This is a genomic window from uncultured Caballeronia sp., from assembly GCF_964243625.1.
GTDB lineage: Bacteria > Pseudomonadota > Gammaproteobacteria > Burkholderiales > Burkholderiaceae > Caballeronia.
The window spans coordinates 1-15,541 of record NZ_CAXTGZ010000091.1 but is presented as its reverse complement, the minus strand read 5'-3'; the positions used below and the strand labels follow the sequence as shown (position 1 = coordinate 15,541).

The 15,541-nt window shown below is 58.5% G+C and carries 14 protein-coding genes; 3 read left to right on the top strand and 11 right to left on the bottom strand.

The annotated features are described in order from the left end of the window. Together qatD and ACFFAR_RS08830 are read left to right on the top strand one after the other, a co-directional pair. Window positions 1-667: Qat anti-phage system TatD family nuclease QatD (qatD, locus tag ACFFAR_RS08835; RefSeq protein WP_375507764.1), on the top strand; the 667-nt coding region annotated here is incomplete at its 5' end. Window positions 668-1,008: 341 nt separating this feature from the next. Then, the gene (locus ACFFAR_RS08830) at window positions 1,009-1,611 is read left to right on the top strand and encodes a hypothetical protein (RefSeq protein WP_174363285.1); all 603 of its coding nucleotides are present in this window, start codon (window positions 1,009-1,011) and stop codon (window positions 1,609-1,611) included. Window positions 1,612-1,975: 364 nt separating this feature from the next. Here the strand turns inward: ACFFAR_RS08830 and ACFFAR_RS08825 are convergent, their stop codons facing one another. From ACFFAR_RS08825 to manD, 5 genes are all read right to left on the bottom strand, one after another. Further along, window positions 1,976-4,213 (bottom strand): NADP-dependent isocitrate dehydrogenase, encoded by a 2,238-nt coding sequence (locus ACFFAR_RS08825; protein ID WP_174363286.1) that lies wholly within the window; start codon window positions 4,211-4,213, stop codon window positions 1,976-1,978. A gap of 221 nt (window positions 4,214-4,434) precedes the next feature. Next, a complete protein-coding gene (locus ACFFAR_RS08820) occupies window positions 4,435-5,247 on the bottom strand; it encodes a GntR family transcriptional regulator (RefSeq protein WP_375507763.1) in 813 nt (270 codons plus the stop codon). 177 nt (window positions 5,248-5,424) lie between these two features. Then, window positions 5,425-6,723 (bottom strand): MFS transporter, encoded by a 1,299-nt coding sequence (locus ACFFAR_RS08815; protein WP_075358298.1) that lies wholly within the window; start codon window positions 6,721-6,723, stop codon window positions 5,425-5,427. Window positions 6,724-6,782: 59 nt separating this feature from the next. Beyond that, window positions 6,783-7,820, bottom strand: a complete 1,038-nt coding sequence (locus ACFFAR_RS08810) for an alcohol dehydrogenase catalytic domain-containing protein (protein ID WP_174363287.1) — start codon at window positions 7,818-7,820, stop codon at window positions 6,783-6,785. 56 nt (window positions 7,821-7,876) lie between these two features. Then, the gene (gene manD / locus ACFFAR_RS08805; RefSeq protein ID WP_174363288.1) at window positions 7,877-9,085 is read right to left on the bottom strand and encodes a D-mannonate dehydratase ManD; all 1,209 of its coding nucleotides are present in this window, start codon (window positions 9,083-9,085) and stop codon (window positions 7,877-7,879) included. A gap of 94 nt (window positions 9,086-9,179) precedes the next feature. Between manD and ACFFAR_RS08800 the strand changes: the two genes are divergently transcribed. Next, window positions 9,180-10,667, top strand: a complete 1,488-nt coding sequence (locus ACFFAR_RS08800; protein WP_375507762.1) for a mannitol dehydrogenase family protein — start codon at window positions 9,180-9,182, stop codon at window positions 10,665-10,667. 36 nt (window positions 10,668-10,703) lie between these two features. On the opposite strand, the gene ACFFAR_RS08795 is transcribed toward ACFFAR_RS08800, so the two are convergent. From ACFFAR_RS08795 to ACFFAR_RS08770, 6 genes are all read right to left on the bottom strand, one after another. After that, complete coding sequence (locus tag ACFFAR_RS08795; RefSeq protein ID WP_375507761.1) at window positions 10,704-11,057, bottom strand: copper resistance protein CopC; 354 nt, start codon at window positions 11,055-11,057, stop codon at window positions 10,704-10,706. A gap of 14 nt (window positions 11,058-11,071) precedes the next feature. Beyond that, window positions 11,072-11,968 carry a hypothetical protein gene (locus tag ACFFAR_RS08790; RefSeq protein ID WP_174365709.1) on the bottom strand — a complete coding sequence of 299 codons (897 nt, stop codon included), beginning with the start codon at window positions 11,966-11,968 and terminating at the stop codon, window positions 11,072-11,074. Window positions 11,969-12,060: 92 nt separating this feature from the next. Further along, window positions 12,061-12,447, bottom strand: coding sequence for a DUF2946 family protein (locus tag ACFFAR_RS08785; RefSeq protein WP_174365710.1), 387 nt, complete (start codon window positions 12,445-12,447; stop codon window positions 12,061-12,063). A gap of 55 nt (window positions 12,448-12,502) precedes the next feature. After that, on the bottom strand, window positions 12,503-12,826 hold the full coding sequence (locus ACFFAR_RS08780) for a DUF333 domain-containing protein (RefSeq protein WP_375507760.1): 324 nt from the start codon (window positions 12,824-12,826) through the stop codon (window positions 12,503-12,505). A 124-nt stretch (window positions 12,827-12,950) separates the two neighbouring features. After that, window positions 12,951-13,811, bottom strand: a complete 861-nt coding sequence (locus ACFFAR_RS08775) for an ATP-binding protein (RefSeq protein WP_174365265.1) — start codon at window positions 13,809-13,811, stop codon at window positions 12,951-12,953. A gap of 123 nt (window positions 13,812-13,934) precedes the next feature. Beyond that, on the bottom strand, window positions 13,935-15,541 hold a 1,607-nt coding region (locus ACFFAR_RS08770), incomplete at its 5' end, for a CheR family methyltransferase (RefSeq protein WP_375507759.1).

Here is a 15,541-nt window from a genome sequence, read left to right as displayed (position 1 = left end):
GTGGCTTGTGACCACCAGCCCGAAAGCTTTCGCAGCCACTTCTCGGGTATTGGAAGCTACTCCCACGGTGCTTATTACGCCAGGACTGCATCCTGAAATAGCACACGAGCGCGCTTCCGAACTTGAATTACTGCTGGAACAGATGGCGGCTGTTCTTGCCGTTGGAGAAGTGGGTCTTGACGGCTCGCCCCGATACAAACCACACTTAGAAACACAGCGACGCATCTTTAACGCTGTCGTGCGGCGTTGTGCGGACTTAGGTGGCCGTACTCTAAGCATTCACTCTCGACAGGCAGTCGCAAACGTTCTGGCCGAACTAGAGCGTCACCCGGAATATGGTACAGCCGTTTTACATTGGTTCTCTGGAACACTCTCTGAATTGGCTACAGCGGCTGCCCAAGGCTGCTGGTTCAGCATTGGGCCAGCCATGTTTGAATCCACAAACGGACGCTCTCTCGCGGCCAATATGCCGCGCGACAGGGTCGTCCCAGAAAGTGATGGCCCGTTCACGAAGGTGGCGGGAGAACCAGTCATGCCGTGGAGCGCGAATGATACAGCCAGGAGCCTGAGTAAATTGTGGGGATTGTCGTTTGAAGATACGGTGGAGACACTCAATCGCAATGGGAGGCAACTGCTCCGAATAATGGGCTTAGACACCCTGACATGAGGTGGCCCTGGTCTACTGTATTTATGTTTTATTCCCGGCCGATCGCCACATCATTTTTTAGCGGCACGATGTTGGGAAACTTTTAGAACAGGAAACGGCGTATACCGGGATCTGCGGACAGCGTTTGCTTAACGACGCCGGGCCAGATCCCAAGCTTGCGTTTGCAGAAGTTATTCTGCCATCATTTTTTGGCAATAGACGTAAGATAAATTGTCGGCGAAACGTCTACTCCCACCGGTCAAATCGCGACATGTTCTACATGTCAACGCTGCTCACCCCAAAATGGCATCATTGAAACACTAATGCCGACAAACTGTCAGCACTCAGCCAGATAGAAAGCAATGGACAACGCATTTGCAGTATTAATTGGTGTAATTGCTGCTTCGGTCGGCACCCTCATTTCGTCGGCAATCTCGTCGTGGACACAGACACGGGTCGCAAAGATTGGCGCGGAGAAGGACATATCCGTCCATATTTCCAAACTCTTGGATGCAAGACTCGTTAGCGAAGCTGCCTCGGAACGTGCCAAACTCGAACAACTTCATCTAATCCTTTCCCGAATTGCGTTCGAAAACTCTCAAACCTGTAGCTTTATTGACTCAGCTAGTGGACTTGAACTCAATGCGTTTCGCCAGCGATATCGAGATAATTGCATTCGCATGGACGAAGCTAGCGCAATAGTCGACATGCACTATCCTGAACTATACGAGTGGTTGAACAAAATACAGAATCAAACCAATATGTTCTGGGGATATCAAGAAGGAGTTTTGGAGACGGATAACAAAAATAACCCAGAAGGCTGGCAAATGAACATGTCCAAGGTTCTAACAGCTTCACATGAGGTGAATAAAAATGTTTACCACGTTCAGCGCCAAATAAGAGACCGCTTCCACGCTATAAAGATTTCATTAAAAAGCATCGACATGGGAACACCTACCGGTTGATAGAGAGCCAAGGACATACATCCTTAACCTACCATCGGTCGCGTCGCTCAGTCGAATTTTCGGGAGTCAATTGATAGACTCGGCGACTCATTCATATTGCTAAGATAGCAAGGCAGGGACAACTGCTACATATCGAAACACGTCACTGGCTTCTTCCAGGTCCACCATGACGGACCGGCGCAGTGCGCCCGTGGTGTAAAAAATTGCCAAACGACGCATAAATACTTTTATCGCGATGTACCCACTATATCTTCCATCGTCGGCAACAGGATAGAAAAATTTAGCCCCAGCTAATTTATAGCTAGGGCTAGAACTAGATGCGCTTCGAATGAATCGATAGCTTGATTAACTGGCGACTACCACCTTACTCCTTCACCGTCCCCAACGCCGCATTCAACGTCTTACTCGGCCGCATAACCGCCCCAAGCTTCTCAACATCAGGCCAGTAATACCCACCGATATCAGCCGCATGTCCCTGCACAGCAGCCAGCTCGGCAACGATCGTAGCTTCATCCTCGGTCAAACGCTTTGCCAGCGGCGCGAACAACCCGGCCAACTCAGCATCATCCGTCTGCTTGGCCAGTTCCTGCGCCCAATACATAGCCAGATAAAACTGACTACCGCGGTTATCCAGTTGCCCGGTCTTCGGCGAAGGATTCTTGTTGTTCTCAAGCAGCAACCCGGTCGCGGCATCGAGCGTCTTTGCAAGAACCTTGGCCTTCGCGTTCCCCGTCTTGATACCCAGATCTTCAAGCGACACAGCCAGCGCCAAAAACTCCCCCAACGAATCCCAACGCAGATGGTTCTCCTCAACCAACTGCTTGACATGCTTAGGCGCCGACCCACCCGCGCCCGTCTCATACATCCCGCCACCAGCCATCAACGGAACGATAGAAAGCATCTTCGCGCTGGTTCCCAGTTCCATGATCGGGAACAAGTCCGTCAGGTAATCGCGCAGAATATTGCCCGTCACCGAAATCGTATCCAGACCGCGAATCACGCGCTCAAGCGTGTAACGCATCGCACGAACCTGCGACATGATCTGAATGTCCAGACCGGTCGTATCGTGATCCTTCAAATACGTTTCGACCTTCTTGATCATCTCGGCTTCGTGCGGACGATACGGGTCCAGCCAGAAAATCGCCGGCATGCCGGAGTTGCGCGCACGCGTCACAGCGAGCTTCACCCAGTCGCGAATCGGCGCGTCCTTCACCTGGCACATACGCCAGATATCGCCCTCTTCCACGTTCTGCGTCAACAGCACTTCGCCCGTGGCGATATCGACAATGCGCGCTTCACCCGCTTCCGGCACTTCGAACGTCTTGTCGTGCGAACCGTACTCCTCAGCCTGCTGCGCCATCAAACCGACGTTCGGCACGGTGCCCATGGTGACCGGATCAAAGTTGCCGTTGGTCTTGCAGAAGTTGATGATCTCCTGATAGATACGCGCAAACGTGCTTTCCGGAATCACGGCCTTGGTGTCTTTCGGACGGCCATCGGCGCCCCACATCTTGCCGCCAATGCGGATCATCGCGGGCATGGATGCATCCACGATCACGTCGTTCGGTGCATGCAGGTTGGAGATGCCCTTGGCGGAATCGACCATTGCGAGTTCCGGACGATGCTCATGGCAAGCATGCATGTCACGGATGATTTCTTCGCGCTTGGAGCTCGGCAGGCTTTCAATCTTGTCGTACAGATTGACGAGGCCGTTGTTGACGTTGACGCCGAGTTCATCGAAGAGCTTGCCGTGCTTGGCAAACGCATCCTTGTAGAAAATCTTCACGGCGTGACCGAACACGATGGGGTGCGAGACCTTCATCATGGTGGCCTTCACGTGCAGCGACAGCATCACGCCGGTTTCACGCGCATCTTCCATCTGTTCTTCGTAGAAGTCGCACAGCGCCTTCTTGCTCATGAACATGCTGTCGATGATCTCGCCTTCCAGCAGCGACACCTTCGGCTTGAGCACAATGGTCTTGCCGCTCTTGCTGACGAGTTCCATCTTGACGTCGCGCGCATGGTCGATCGTCATGGACTTTTCGCCATGATAGAAATCGCCGTGCTTCATGTGCGCCACGTGGGTGCGCGAAGCCATGCTCCACTTGGCCATGCTGTGCGGGTTCTTGCGCGCGTAGTTCTTGACGGCGGCAGGCGCGCGGCGGTCAGAGTTGCCTTCGCGCAGCACGGGGTTCACGGCGCTGCCGAGGCACTTGGAGTAACGCTGGCGAATCAACTTCTCTGCGTCGGTCTTCGGGTCTTCGGGGAAGTCGGGGATCTTGTAGCCCTTGCCCTGCAGTTCCTTGATCGCGCCAATCAACTGATGCTGCGACGCGCTGATGTTCGGCAACTTGATGATGTTGGTTTCAGGCAGCAGCGTCAGGCGGCCGAGTTCGGCGAGGTTGTCGGGAACGCGTTGTTCTTCGGTCAGGAACTCGGGGAACTCACCCAGGATACGGCCGGCGACCGAGATGTCGCTGGTGGTGACGTTGATTCCTGCCGGCGCGGTGAACGTGCGGATGATGGGCAGAAAGGCGTTGGTCGCCAGCAGCGGAGCCTCGTCAGTCAGGGTGTAGATGATCGTGGGTTGTTGGGTGCTCATCGCTAATCCGAGAAAAGGGAAAGAGGTTGAAACGCCGCCGGCCGCGTCACAAACCGGCGTTAACCATTGAATTTTGCCTCATTTTTCTTTCGAAGGGATTTAACCGGTCTTTTTAGGTCTGGTTTTACGACCGGGAATTAACTTTCGCGTCCCGACGAGACCGGCTTGAATACTTTCTATTTCGGGATGTGGAATGCCTGCGGACGTTTTTCGGCGCGCCGCTATATGGTGAGTTGGACCCGTTCGGGCTCGTCCGGTTCGAACCAGTCGGGATTGCGCTCGGCAACGGGCTTCAGGGAGGTCAATATCTCCCGCAGGTGGGCACGCATGGCCTCCTCGGCTCCATCGGCGTCATGCGCCTTCAGCGCGCTCACAATCCGCGCGTGCTGCCTGATGATGAGCTCCAGTGGCGAGACATCGGGCAAGCTCAGGTACCGCACGCGGTCCATCTGCGCCTTGATGTCCTGGATGGTGTCCCACGCGGCCACGCAGTCTATGGATTGCGCGATCAGGAAATGAAAGCGCTCGTCGAGCGCGAGGAAGGCGGAGGTGTCGTTGACCTTGGCCGCGACTTTCTGGTCGCGCAGGTTATCGGCGAGATCTGACAGTTGCGGGTCAGTGATCGCCATTGCGGCTTTGCGCGCGACGGCGGCCTCGATGGCTTCGCGGATGAACCGGCCTTCGCGGACTCGCCTCGGCGATATCTTTTTGACGAAGGTCCCGCGCTGAGGCAAAACCTGGAGCACGCCAGATTCGACAAGTTTGATGAACGCTTCGCGAACGGGTTGCCGCGATACTTCGAACATCTCCGATACTTCTGTTTCGGACAGCGGCGTGCCGGGAACGAGCAAGCCGGAAAAGATCGCTTCCCGCAACGCGCGAAATATCTGCTTGCCGATAGGCTCGTGCGAGTCCACCTGAAGCTGGCCGCGCAAGTTGGGCAGCGCGATTCGTGGTTCAGAAGCTCGGCCGCGACCTCTGGACGATGCAACCGGTGCAATCAACGAAGACGCGGCGCCTGCGCTTTTGTTCACGCCGTTTGCCGAGGACGCGTTTGGTCGTGTGGGAGCCGACAGGACCTTTTTCATCACCATGACCCGCACCTGAACGAGGAAGTAAATAGACAACGCGCCAAACAAAAAAGCTCGGCTTGTCATCTACCATACTACCACGCGGCTGTTGCCGGATCGGACCCTCCGGCATGCATGAACCTACGATACAACCACCCGCCGCGTGCCGACACCTTTGCCGCGCGGCTCGCGGATCCATATGAGCGAACACAGCGCGCCGAGCACCGCAACGGCGCCCGCAAGCACGAACGCACTACCGTAAGCACCATGTGTGGCCTGCACGATGAACCCCGTCACCGCCGGCCCGATCACGCCGGCAAGATTCGCGAGCAGATGCACGAACCCGCCCACGCCGCCGACGTTCTCGCGGCGAACCGTATCCTGGATCACGGCCCAATAGACCGCGCCGGTCACGTACAGGAAGAAGATGGACACGGACATCAACGCAACCGCGCCCTGCATGCTTTCCACGCGTCCGGCAAAGCCCACGCACACGGCCGCTGCGCCGAGGCACACGGACAGGACCATGCGGCGCGCGAGCAAGGGCTTGCCGGTGATGCGCAGGATCATGTCGGTGATAAAACCGCCTGCGGCGAGACCAATGCTTCCGAGCACCCAAGGAATCACGGTCGCAATGCTCATGTCATGCAGCGACAGATGATGGGCTTCCATGAGGTAAGTCGGGAACCACGACAGGAAGAAGAAGAGCACGTAGTTGTAGGAGAAAAACGCGAATGCCGTCGCAAGGATGATCGGCTGCTTCAGGTAGAAACGCAGGCCGAGTTTCTCGCCCGCGGGTGCGCTTTCCATCGATGAAGCCTGCTGTTGTCCCTCGACAATCAACGCAAGTTCACTGGCCGAAACGCGCTTGTTCTGCTGCGGCCTTTCAGTGGTGGTCAACGACCACAGCACGAGCCACATGAGTCCCAGCACCATGATTGCGACGAACGCCCAGCGCCAGCCAAACCGTATTGCCAGATAACCGACTACAGGTCCCGCGAGCGCGCCGCCAAGCGGCGTTCCGGAACTGATCACGCCGATCGCGCTCGCCACTTCTCGGCGCGGAAACCAGTTGTTGACCATCTTGCTGTTGGACGAACTGAACGGCCCTTCGCCCATGCCGAACAACACGCGCAACACGATCAGCGATCCCAGGCTGCTCGCCAGCGCAGTGGCGCCGCAGAATACCGACCAGATGCCCATGGACGCGCCGAACACTTTCTTCGCGCCGATCTTGTCCGACGCCACGCCGCCAATGAAGTTGAACAGCGCATAGCCGATAAAAAAGCTGCTGAACACAATACCCATTTGCGCATGCGAAAAGTTCAGGTCCTTTTGAATGAGCGGCGCGGCAATGGAGAGCGCGGCGCGATCGAGATAGTTGATCACTCCCGCAAGAAACAGCAAACCGACTACGAACCAGCGTTGGCTCTTGAACATGGACGTCTCCTGATTTACGCCTCTATGTAATCGGGCGCTTGGCGATGCGTAGATGGGTTTTAGTCGAACTGCAGATGGACTTTCATCGACTGGTTTCGGTCATGTGCGACTTCGAACGCGCGGTTCGCGTCCGCAAGTGGGAAGACATGCGTCATCAACGGGCTCAGGTCGATCTTGCCCGTGGCGATCTCTTCGGCGGCGACCGCGTATTCATCGGTGAAACGGAACGACCCCTGATAGCGCAACTCCTTCGCCATCACGAGATTGGCCGCAACGGGCGATTGCCCCGCAGGCAGATTCCCCACCTGGATCACCGTGCCGCCGGCGCGCGCTGCACGCAGGGCGGTATCGAGTCCTGCGGGGCTGCCGGATGCCTCGATGACGACATCGAACGTGCCGCGCGACTGCGACCATGCATCGACTTGCTTTTGATCAGTGGCGAGCACGGTCTGATCCGCGCCGAGCGTCGTGGCCATCTGCAACGCCTTCTCGGCCAGATCCAGTGCAACCAGACGATGCGCCCCCGCACGCCGCGCAACCGACAACAAAATGCAGCCGATCGGCCCGCATCCGACCACGAGCACATGTGCGCCGACGAGCGAGCCCGTATGCCTCAGCGCATGCAAGGCGACGGCGAGCGGTTCGGCCATGGACGCCTGGGCGAAGCCAAGTGTGTCGGGCACGAGCACGCATTGCCGCGCGGCAACGGCAATGTACTGACGAAACATGCCCTGCATATGCGGGAACGTTGAAGCACTGCCCATGAAGCGCATGTTGAGGCAATGATTGGTCATGCCCTTCACGCAGAACCGGCACTCGCCGCAGTTGAGCCCCGGGTTCACCGCAACGCGTTGGCCGACGCGCAGGCCTGTGACGCCGGCGCCAAGCGCCGCGATCTCGCCCGCAACTTCGTGACCCAGCACGAACGGCTCACGCACCGCGAAGTCGCCGCTTTTGCCCTTGAAGTAATACGACAGATCCGACCCGCAGATACCGCCCGCGCGCACGCGAATCTGGACCTGGCCGGGTTGGGGTTGAGGGGCATCGACTTCATCGATACGCAAGCGTTTCGGTTCGTGAAGGACGGCTGCAAGCATGAGAGACTCCGTTGATATTGATGTTCGACGCGATGATTCTGCTCAGGCGATGCGGATCACCAGTTCCAGAGCGTGCCGTCCTCAAGACGTGCAACCGGCAGGTACGCCGGGTCATATGGATAGCGTGCGGCGAGTTCTTCGTCTATGTCGACGCCGTGGCCGGGTGCATCGCCGGGATGCATCGTGCCGCGCTCGAACGTCCATGCGTGCGGGAAAACATCGAGCGCTTCCGCCGGAAAACCCATGTATTCCTGCACGCCGAAGTTCGGCACCCACAAGTCGAAATGCAACGCGGCGCCCATGCAGACAGGCGACAGATCTGAAGGCCCATGACAACCCGTGCGCACCTGATAAAGCGAAGCGAAATCCGCGATGCGCTTCAGGTGGGTAATACCGCCGGCATGCGTGAGCGTCGCGCGGATGTAATCGATGAGTTGCTCTTCAATGAGCTGCTTGCAGTCCCAGATGCTGTTGAACACTTCGCCCACGGCAATCGGCGTCACGGTGTGCTCGCGGATCAGGCGGAAACCGGCCTGGTTCTCGGCAGGCGTGGGGTCTTCCATCCAGAAGAGCCGATACGGCTCGACCGACTTGCCGAGACGCGCGGCTTCGATGGGTGTGAGACGGTGATGTACATCGTGGAGCAGATGGGTATCGAAGCCGAACTTGCCGCGCACTGCCTCGAAGAGTTTCGGCACGAAGTCGAGATACTTTTCCGATGACCACGTCTGCTCTTCCACCACGCCTTTGGTCGCGGGTTCATACATGCCCGAGCCTTTCGATACGCCGTAAACCGACCGCATGTTCGGCACGCCGCACTGAATGCGGATAGCCTGGTAGCCCTGCTCTACATGGTCCGCATAGCGGTCGAGCGCTTCGGGAATATCGCGGCCTGTTGCGTGTCCGTACACCATCACGCTTTCACGCGATGCGCCGCCGAGCAGCTTGTACAGCGGCAGGTTCGCGACCTTGCCGAGAATGTCCCACAGCGCGACATCCACCGCTGCAATGGCGGTCATGGTCACCGGACCGCGCCGCCAGTAAGCGCCCTTGTATAAAAGCTGCCACATATCTTCGATACGACCCGGATCACGCCCGATCAGCATCGGGCAAACGTGATCCTTCAGGTAAGACGCCACGGCCAGTTCGCGGCCATTCAACGTGGCGTCGCCAATGCCGTAGACCCCTTCGTCCGTCACTACTTTCAATGTGACGAAATTGCGGCCCGGACATGTGACGATGACGTCGGCACGGACAATTTTCATGGGGCTTTCCTTGAGATTCTATCGTTGGAAATGATGCTACCATACAAGTAGACGCAGACGTCAATCAAGGGTTTTCCCGGCTAGGGGTTATCAAATGAACGCTAAATCAAGGCTGTGTCGCGATGCGCTGGCATCGCTCAAGGAGAGTCATGTGCTTGGACAGGGGTGGCGGGAGCCATCCATTGGCATCGTGCATCTGGGCATCGGCAATTTTCATCGGGCGCACGAGGCCGTCTATACGGAAGAAGCCATGCTCGCCGCCGGTGGCGACTGGGGGATATGCGGCGTCACTTTGCAGGGCGACCTCACCAAGCGCGACGCATTGATGGCGCAAGACGGTTTATATAGCGTGGTGGAACGCGGACCTGATGGTGTGAAAACGACCGTCGTGCGTGCGTTGCGTGAAGTGCTTGCCATGCCGCACGATCGCATTCGCCTGTTCGAATTGCTCGCCAATACCAACGTTCGCATCGTCTCGCTGACCGTGACGGAGAAGGGATATTGCCGCGATCCGACATCCGGCGACGTAGACCTGGCGCACCCCGGCGTCGCGCATGATCTTCACAACCCCGACGAGCCAGGCACCGTCCCGGGTATCCTCGTCACCGCTCTGCGTGCGCGGCGTGACGCGGGCGCAGCACCGTTCACCGTGCTTTCGTGCGACAACCTCTCGCACAACGGCGCAGCCTTGCGGCAAGTCGTCTGCTCATATGCAAGCGCACTCGATACAAACCTCGCCGCATGGATCGAACGCGAGGTGGCGTTTCCATCCACGATGGTGGACCGCATCGTCCCTTCCACAACGGATGCTGATCGCGATGCCGCATTGAGCGCACTGGGCTTGCGCGACGACGCGCCGGTCCCGTGCGAACCGTTCCGCCAATGGGTGATCGAAGATCGCTTTCCAGCTGGGCGGCCCGCTTGGGACCGCGTTGGCGCGCGGTTGGTGAATGACGTCATGCCTTTCGAGCTCGCCAAGCTGCGCCTGCTGAACGCCACGCATTCCACGCTTGCTTATCTCTCCATGCTTGGCGGTTTTGCGACTATCGATGAAGCCATGTCTTTCCCGCCTGTGCGAACGCTGATTCACGCGATGATGACGCATGAGATCGCACCCACGCTAACCGTTCCGCGCACTTTCGATCTGATGGCGTATCGCGATGCGTTGATAGAACGTTATTCGAATCCGGCGCTCAAGCATCGCTGTGCGCAGATCGCGATGGATGGAAGTCAGAAGATCCCGCCGCGCTTGCTCGGGACGATTTCAGCGCGATTGGCACGAGGTGAATCGATCGCGCGACTCGCCCTTGGCGTGGCAGCGTGGTTCGTATTCTTGCGCGGCCGCGCCGACGATGGTTCCACGTTTTCGATCAATGATCCGATGGCTGCAAAGCTCACATCGCTCGTGGAAAGCGCTGGCAATACGCCGGAAGAACTTGTCGATGCCATGCTTGGATGCCGCGAAGTATTCGACGCCGAGCTGGCATCGAGTAAAACCTTTCGTCATGAGCTGATTGCGGCGGTCGTGCAATTGAACAAGGGGGCAAGAGCCGCGATTGAGCACGCGGCCCTGCAGCCATAAAGCCGCTCAAGGCTGGCGATGAACCCCGAACGGGTCTTATTTCACATCGAATGGGTAATCGCCATGCGTTCTATGTCCATCGTCCGCTACCGCCGCCCAATGCACGATGTAGTGCCCCGGCGGCAGAACCGGCAGCGCGACGGTAGCGACCGTCGGCTGTTGGGCATCGACTATCGATTTCGCGGTATTGACCTGCTTGCCAGCGGCGTCGGTGACGGTAAGCACGGTGAACGCCGGTTCCAGCGGCCCATCAAACGTGATCTTCACCTGCGCGGGCGACTCCACTGAAGCCCCCGCTCCCGGCTCCTGCTTTTGCGGGAACACATGCGCGAATGCGGTGGCGGCGAACAGCAGTCCGGCGGCGAGTGTGATTGAAAATCTGGTTTTCATCGGGGATATCCTCGTTACTGGAACAGCGGCTTGCCGATGGTGTTCGGCGCGACGTCATCGAAGAAAATATGGGCCTGGACCAGAATGCCTATATGCGATCCGCTCGCCCGGTTGATCGGGATCTGCGCCTCCACGCCGAACTGTCCATAGCGGTTGATCCAGATAAAACCCGGGTTCACGGTGCCGGTGGTCTGCCCCTGGCTGCGTGACAATGGAACTTCAACCAGCGGGACGATATTCGACAGCGGTTGCGGCAAACCGAGGTCATGGACGTGCTGCTGCAAGTACGGCAGGCTGTATTGAACGGTGAAGCCGTAATTGAACGCATTCGGCTGGCCGGCGCCCGTGGTCAGCGCGGGACCGGCTTCGCCGGTGATGGCGATCGGGCGCAGGTAGGCGAGCGAATCGGGGAGATCGCCCATGCCCTTGCCTGCAAAGATGGTCGGCGAAAGCGTCGAGAAGCTGTCGGCTATGGCGTGGCTTCCTGTGCCGCCAATCTCGGCATCGAGGCCAACCGATGTCATGAACTCGTGTGCGTCGTTCACGTAGAGCAGGTACTTCACGCCGACATCGAGGTTATCGAATCCGCGCGCCTTTGCGTTGTTCTGCATCACATACGTCTCGCCCACCGATACCGCCAACCGTGGCGTAATGAGCTTGTCGTATTCAGCATCGAAGGTATTGATGCTTTGATCGCCGTTGTCTCCCGGTACGCGTTGATGGCCGTACTGGAAATTGGCTTCATCGCCGACACCGGGGTCGTCTACTGACAGGGTTGATGGAAAGACTCGGTCGCCCGCAACCGCATGTGCGTGGGCTGGAGATGGAATCAGGAAGCAGGCGGTAGCGGCAGTCGAAAGAATCGACGACGCAAGCAGCGGCGCCGCGCTGCGCGTTGAAAAGGTTCGCATGGTGATCCGTTTGGTCTGGTGACAGGTCGTCGTCAAGCCGTCGCACGCCGTTGATACGGCGTGCGACCCGGCTATGTATTTGTGGAATCAGATCAGGACAAAACGGGTGGCGCGCGAGGCTGGACGAAGGTGTAAGGCTCGACGCGCACGACACTTTCGAAGCGCGTGGCAACTTGATGTTGTGTCAGCCGGATCGTGGTGGCGAACAGTGCCTGCACAGTCGGCACGGCGGGCATGTGAGCGAGCAAGCTGCAGTATGCGCAGTCCTGGCCGGCGGACATTTGGGTGTGTTTATCGGCGTCCGGCTTGCCTTCGGCCGATGCACCCTGCATGGACGGCATTGAACAATGCTCGTCCTGCATGCCATCGCCTGGATGATTTGCCGCCAGGCTGTGAGAAACCGTTGGCGCAAGCGTTGCCATGAGGATCGCAAGCAATCCCAGCAGGCTGCCAATCTTTCGATAAAAACGGCTCAACATGTCGCGCCCGGTTATCCGCCGATGGTCTGCGCGGATTATGACATGCGGCTATGGGTCACGGCTGGGGATGATCCCGCCGAAAAAGCGCCCATTCATCGATGGTGGTGCCGTCGGGCAAGTGACAGACGCTTGATTGGTTGCCGGCGGCATCCTTGCGTGTTTCGCGTTTTCCGCCGAGGCTGATGCAGTATCGGGAGGCGGGGTTCGCCAGGCCGACGGGGTTAGGTCTTTGCGCGTTTTCCTGCGATGCGCACGCGCTCATGGCGGTGGTCAGCACCACTGCGGCTGCAGTGTTGAGTAAAAAGATTGACTGGGAATTCATGACGATAAAACCAAACTTGTGAAAGATCGCGGCGATTATAGTCGGCGCGAAGCACACCGATACATCCGATTGAAATCAATGCCTTGCCGCGTGTTCCCAGGACTTCTCCACAGCCTTGCCAACAGAATCTGTGGATAAGTCAGTGTGGGGCAGCGTAGTAGTTCACCGGGCATCCGCTCCTCTAATGATTCCCCATCGGAAAACCTCTTTCACGACAAACCGCGATGATCGCGCTCAGTTGACTGAGGTCGGCAGGCTTCACGAGATGGTGATCGAAGCCCGCCTCGCGGGCACGCTGAAGATGCTCTTCCTCGCCGTAACCACTATGCGCAATCAGCAAGGTGTCGTGCAGTTCCGGCAGCAAACGCAAGCGCCGTGCGACCTCATACCCGTCCATCTCCGGCAGGCCGATATCGAGCAGGACAACGTCGGGGCTGAACTCGACGGCACAGCGCAAGGCGGTGGCGCCATCCCGCGCGGTCTGCACCACGTGACCATCGATACGTAACAGCGCCGCGCTGCTCTCCAGCGCATCCACATTGTCATCGACAACAAGGATGCGCATGATCCCAAACTCCGGCGCAGCATGGATCGCCGCGTGCAGCGGTTCATCCGGAACGGTGCCGCGCGGCAACGCAGGCAGGCGCACCACGAACTTGCTGCCCCGGTTGAGCCCTTCGCTAAACGCATGCACGCTGCCGTGATGCAATTCGACCAGCCGATGCACCAGCGCCAGCCCAAGCCCCAGGCCCGCCGCCTTGCGGTCGAGAGAACGCTCCGCCTGGACAAAGATGTCGAAGATCGTGGGGATCAGGTCGGCCGACATGCCAATGCCGTTGTCGGCCAGCGTCAAGAGGGCATCGTCGAAGCGCCGCTCGACGCAGATGCGGATATGGCCGCCCGGCGGCGTGTATTTGATTGCATTGCCGAGCAGGTTGATCACGACTTGCTCGATGCGCATTGCGTCCGCCGCGATCGGCAATACGTCCATAGGCAGCGCCAGCGTGACCTCGTGCCGGCAAGCCTCGAATTCCGTGCGCATGGCTTCCACCGCGCGATGCACGGTCTCGACCAGATCGATCTTCTCGGGCTTCAGAACGATGATGCCGCGCGTGATTCTAGATACATCCAGCAGATCCTCGACCAGCCGGATCTCGTGATCCAGTTATCGCTGCGCAGCCTCACGAGCGATCTTCTGCCCCTCCATGTCCGCATTGCCACTTCCCCAAACCTGCAAGCCGTTGCGAATGGCGGCAAGCGGGTTCCTCAACTCATGCGCGAGCATGGCGAGGAATTCGTCCTTCTGCTGATCGGCGGATTGGAGCCGGTCGAACGCCTGATGTTGCCGGGTCACATCGGCGATGGTCAGCAAGATGAGCGCTTGCGCCGGCCATGCAACGCGCATTGCGTTGAGTTGCATCGTGCGCAAACCGATGCCGGGAAATTCATGCGTGATCTGAAAATCGCGGACGGTCGTTTTTTGCGGAAGCAGATCCTCGAGCAGTTCCCTTAACGCGGGGATGTTCCACTGCTCGTTGCCAAGGTCATACAGCTTCGTGCCGATGGTCTGGTCCGGCGAAGTCTGGAACGTTTGATAAAAGGCGCGATTGGCAAGCGTGATCTTGAGATCCGCCTCCAGCACGAGCAACGGTTCCGACATGGTCTCGACAATGGCCTGGGCGAAATCGCGGGCACGAGCGGCCTCGTCAATGGCGCTCTTCAGCTCATGATTGCGATAACGCAGTTCGTCGTTGGTGGTCGTCAGTTCTTCGTTGACCGATTGCAGTTCTTCCTTCGCGGTCTCCAGTTCCTCATTGGTACTCTGGAATTCCTCGTTGCTCGACAGCAGCTCTTCCTCGCTGGCCCGAAGATCCTCCCGCGCGGTCTCGTGTTCCTCGAGCATGGCAAGAAGATGCCGGTGGCTGCCTTCGAGCTCGGCATCCAGCCGCGCGATTTCAATATCCTTGTCGCCGTGGCCGGTCTGAGCCAAACGTCCTGTCGCATTCCGGAAGGCCTGCCCGGCCATTTTCACCAATGATTCACGGCTGGCCCAGCGCAGCGTGGCGGCCCGTTCTGCAGGCGCCTCGAAATAGATGAGGAAAAACCGGCCGGGGACGTCGGATATCTGAACCGGATGCACCTCGAGCGCAACAGTGCGCGCCCGTCCACCGCCTGCCGCATTGTTCAGGCGCAGCCCGTGTCTCGCAATGACCGTGGCTCCAAGGCGCGCCTGCCTGACAGCCTCGTCAACAGCAAGGAAGACCTCCGGTCGCGCCAGACGCTTCAGACTGCTGGTCGGCGGACCGCTTGGATTGACGAGGAAGGCTGCGGTATCGCCGCGAAATTCGAGAATGTTCAACTCTTCATCGCACAGCACGCTTGGCGGGGTGTATCGCGCGAGCGTCATGCGATCGACTTCGCGTCGCAGCAACTCGGCGCGCGAGGCATTTTCGCGGCCGCTGACCAGGGGCGTTGCAGCGATGTTCATTTGCGGCGTCGGCCTCGTTACAGGGAGGCCCATCCGTGGTCGTCCCGGGCGCGGCTTTTTGATGTAGAGCTTGCTCGCCACACTCGGAATGACGCTGAACAGCTCAGAAGATGCGCCAACCGATTCGGATGGTCCGAGCATCAGGACACCATCGGGCGCCAATGCGTAGTGAAACAACGGCATGACGTTGCGCTGAAGCATCGGGTCGAGGTAGATCAGCAAGTTGCGGCAACTGATCAGGTCGATCCTCGAGAACGGCGGGTCGGTTGCGACGTTGTGACGGG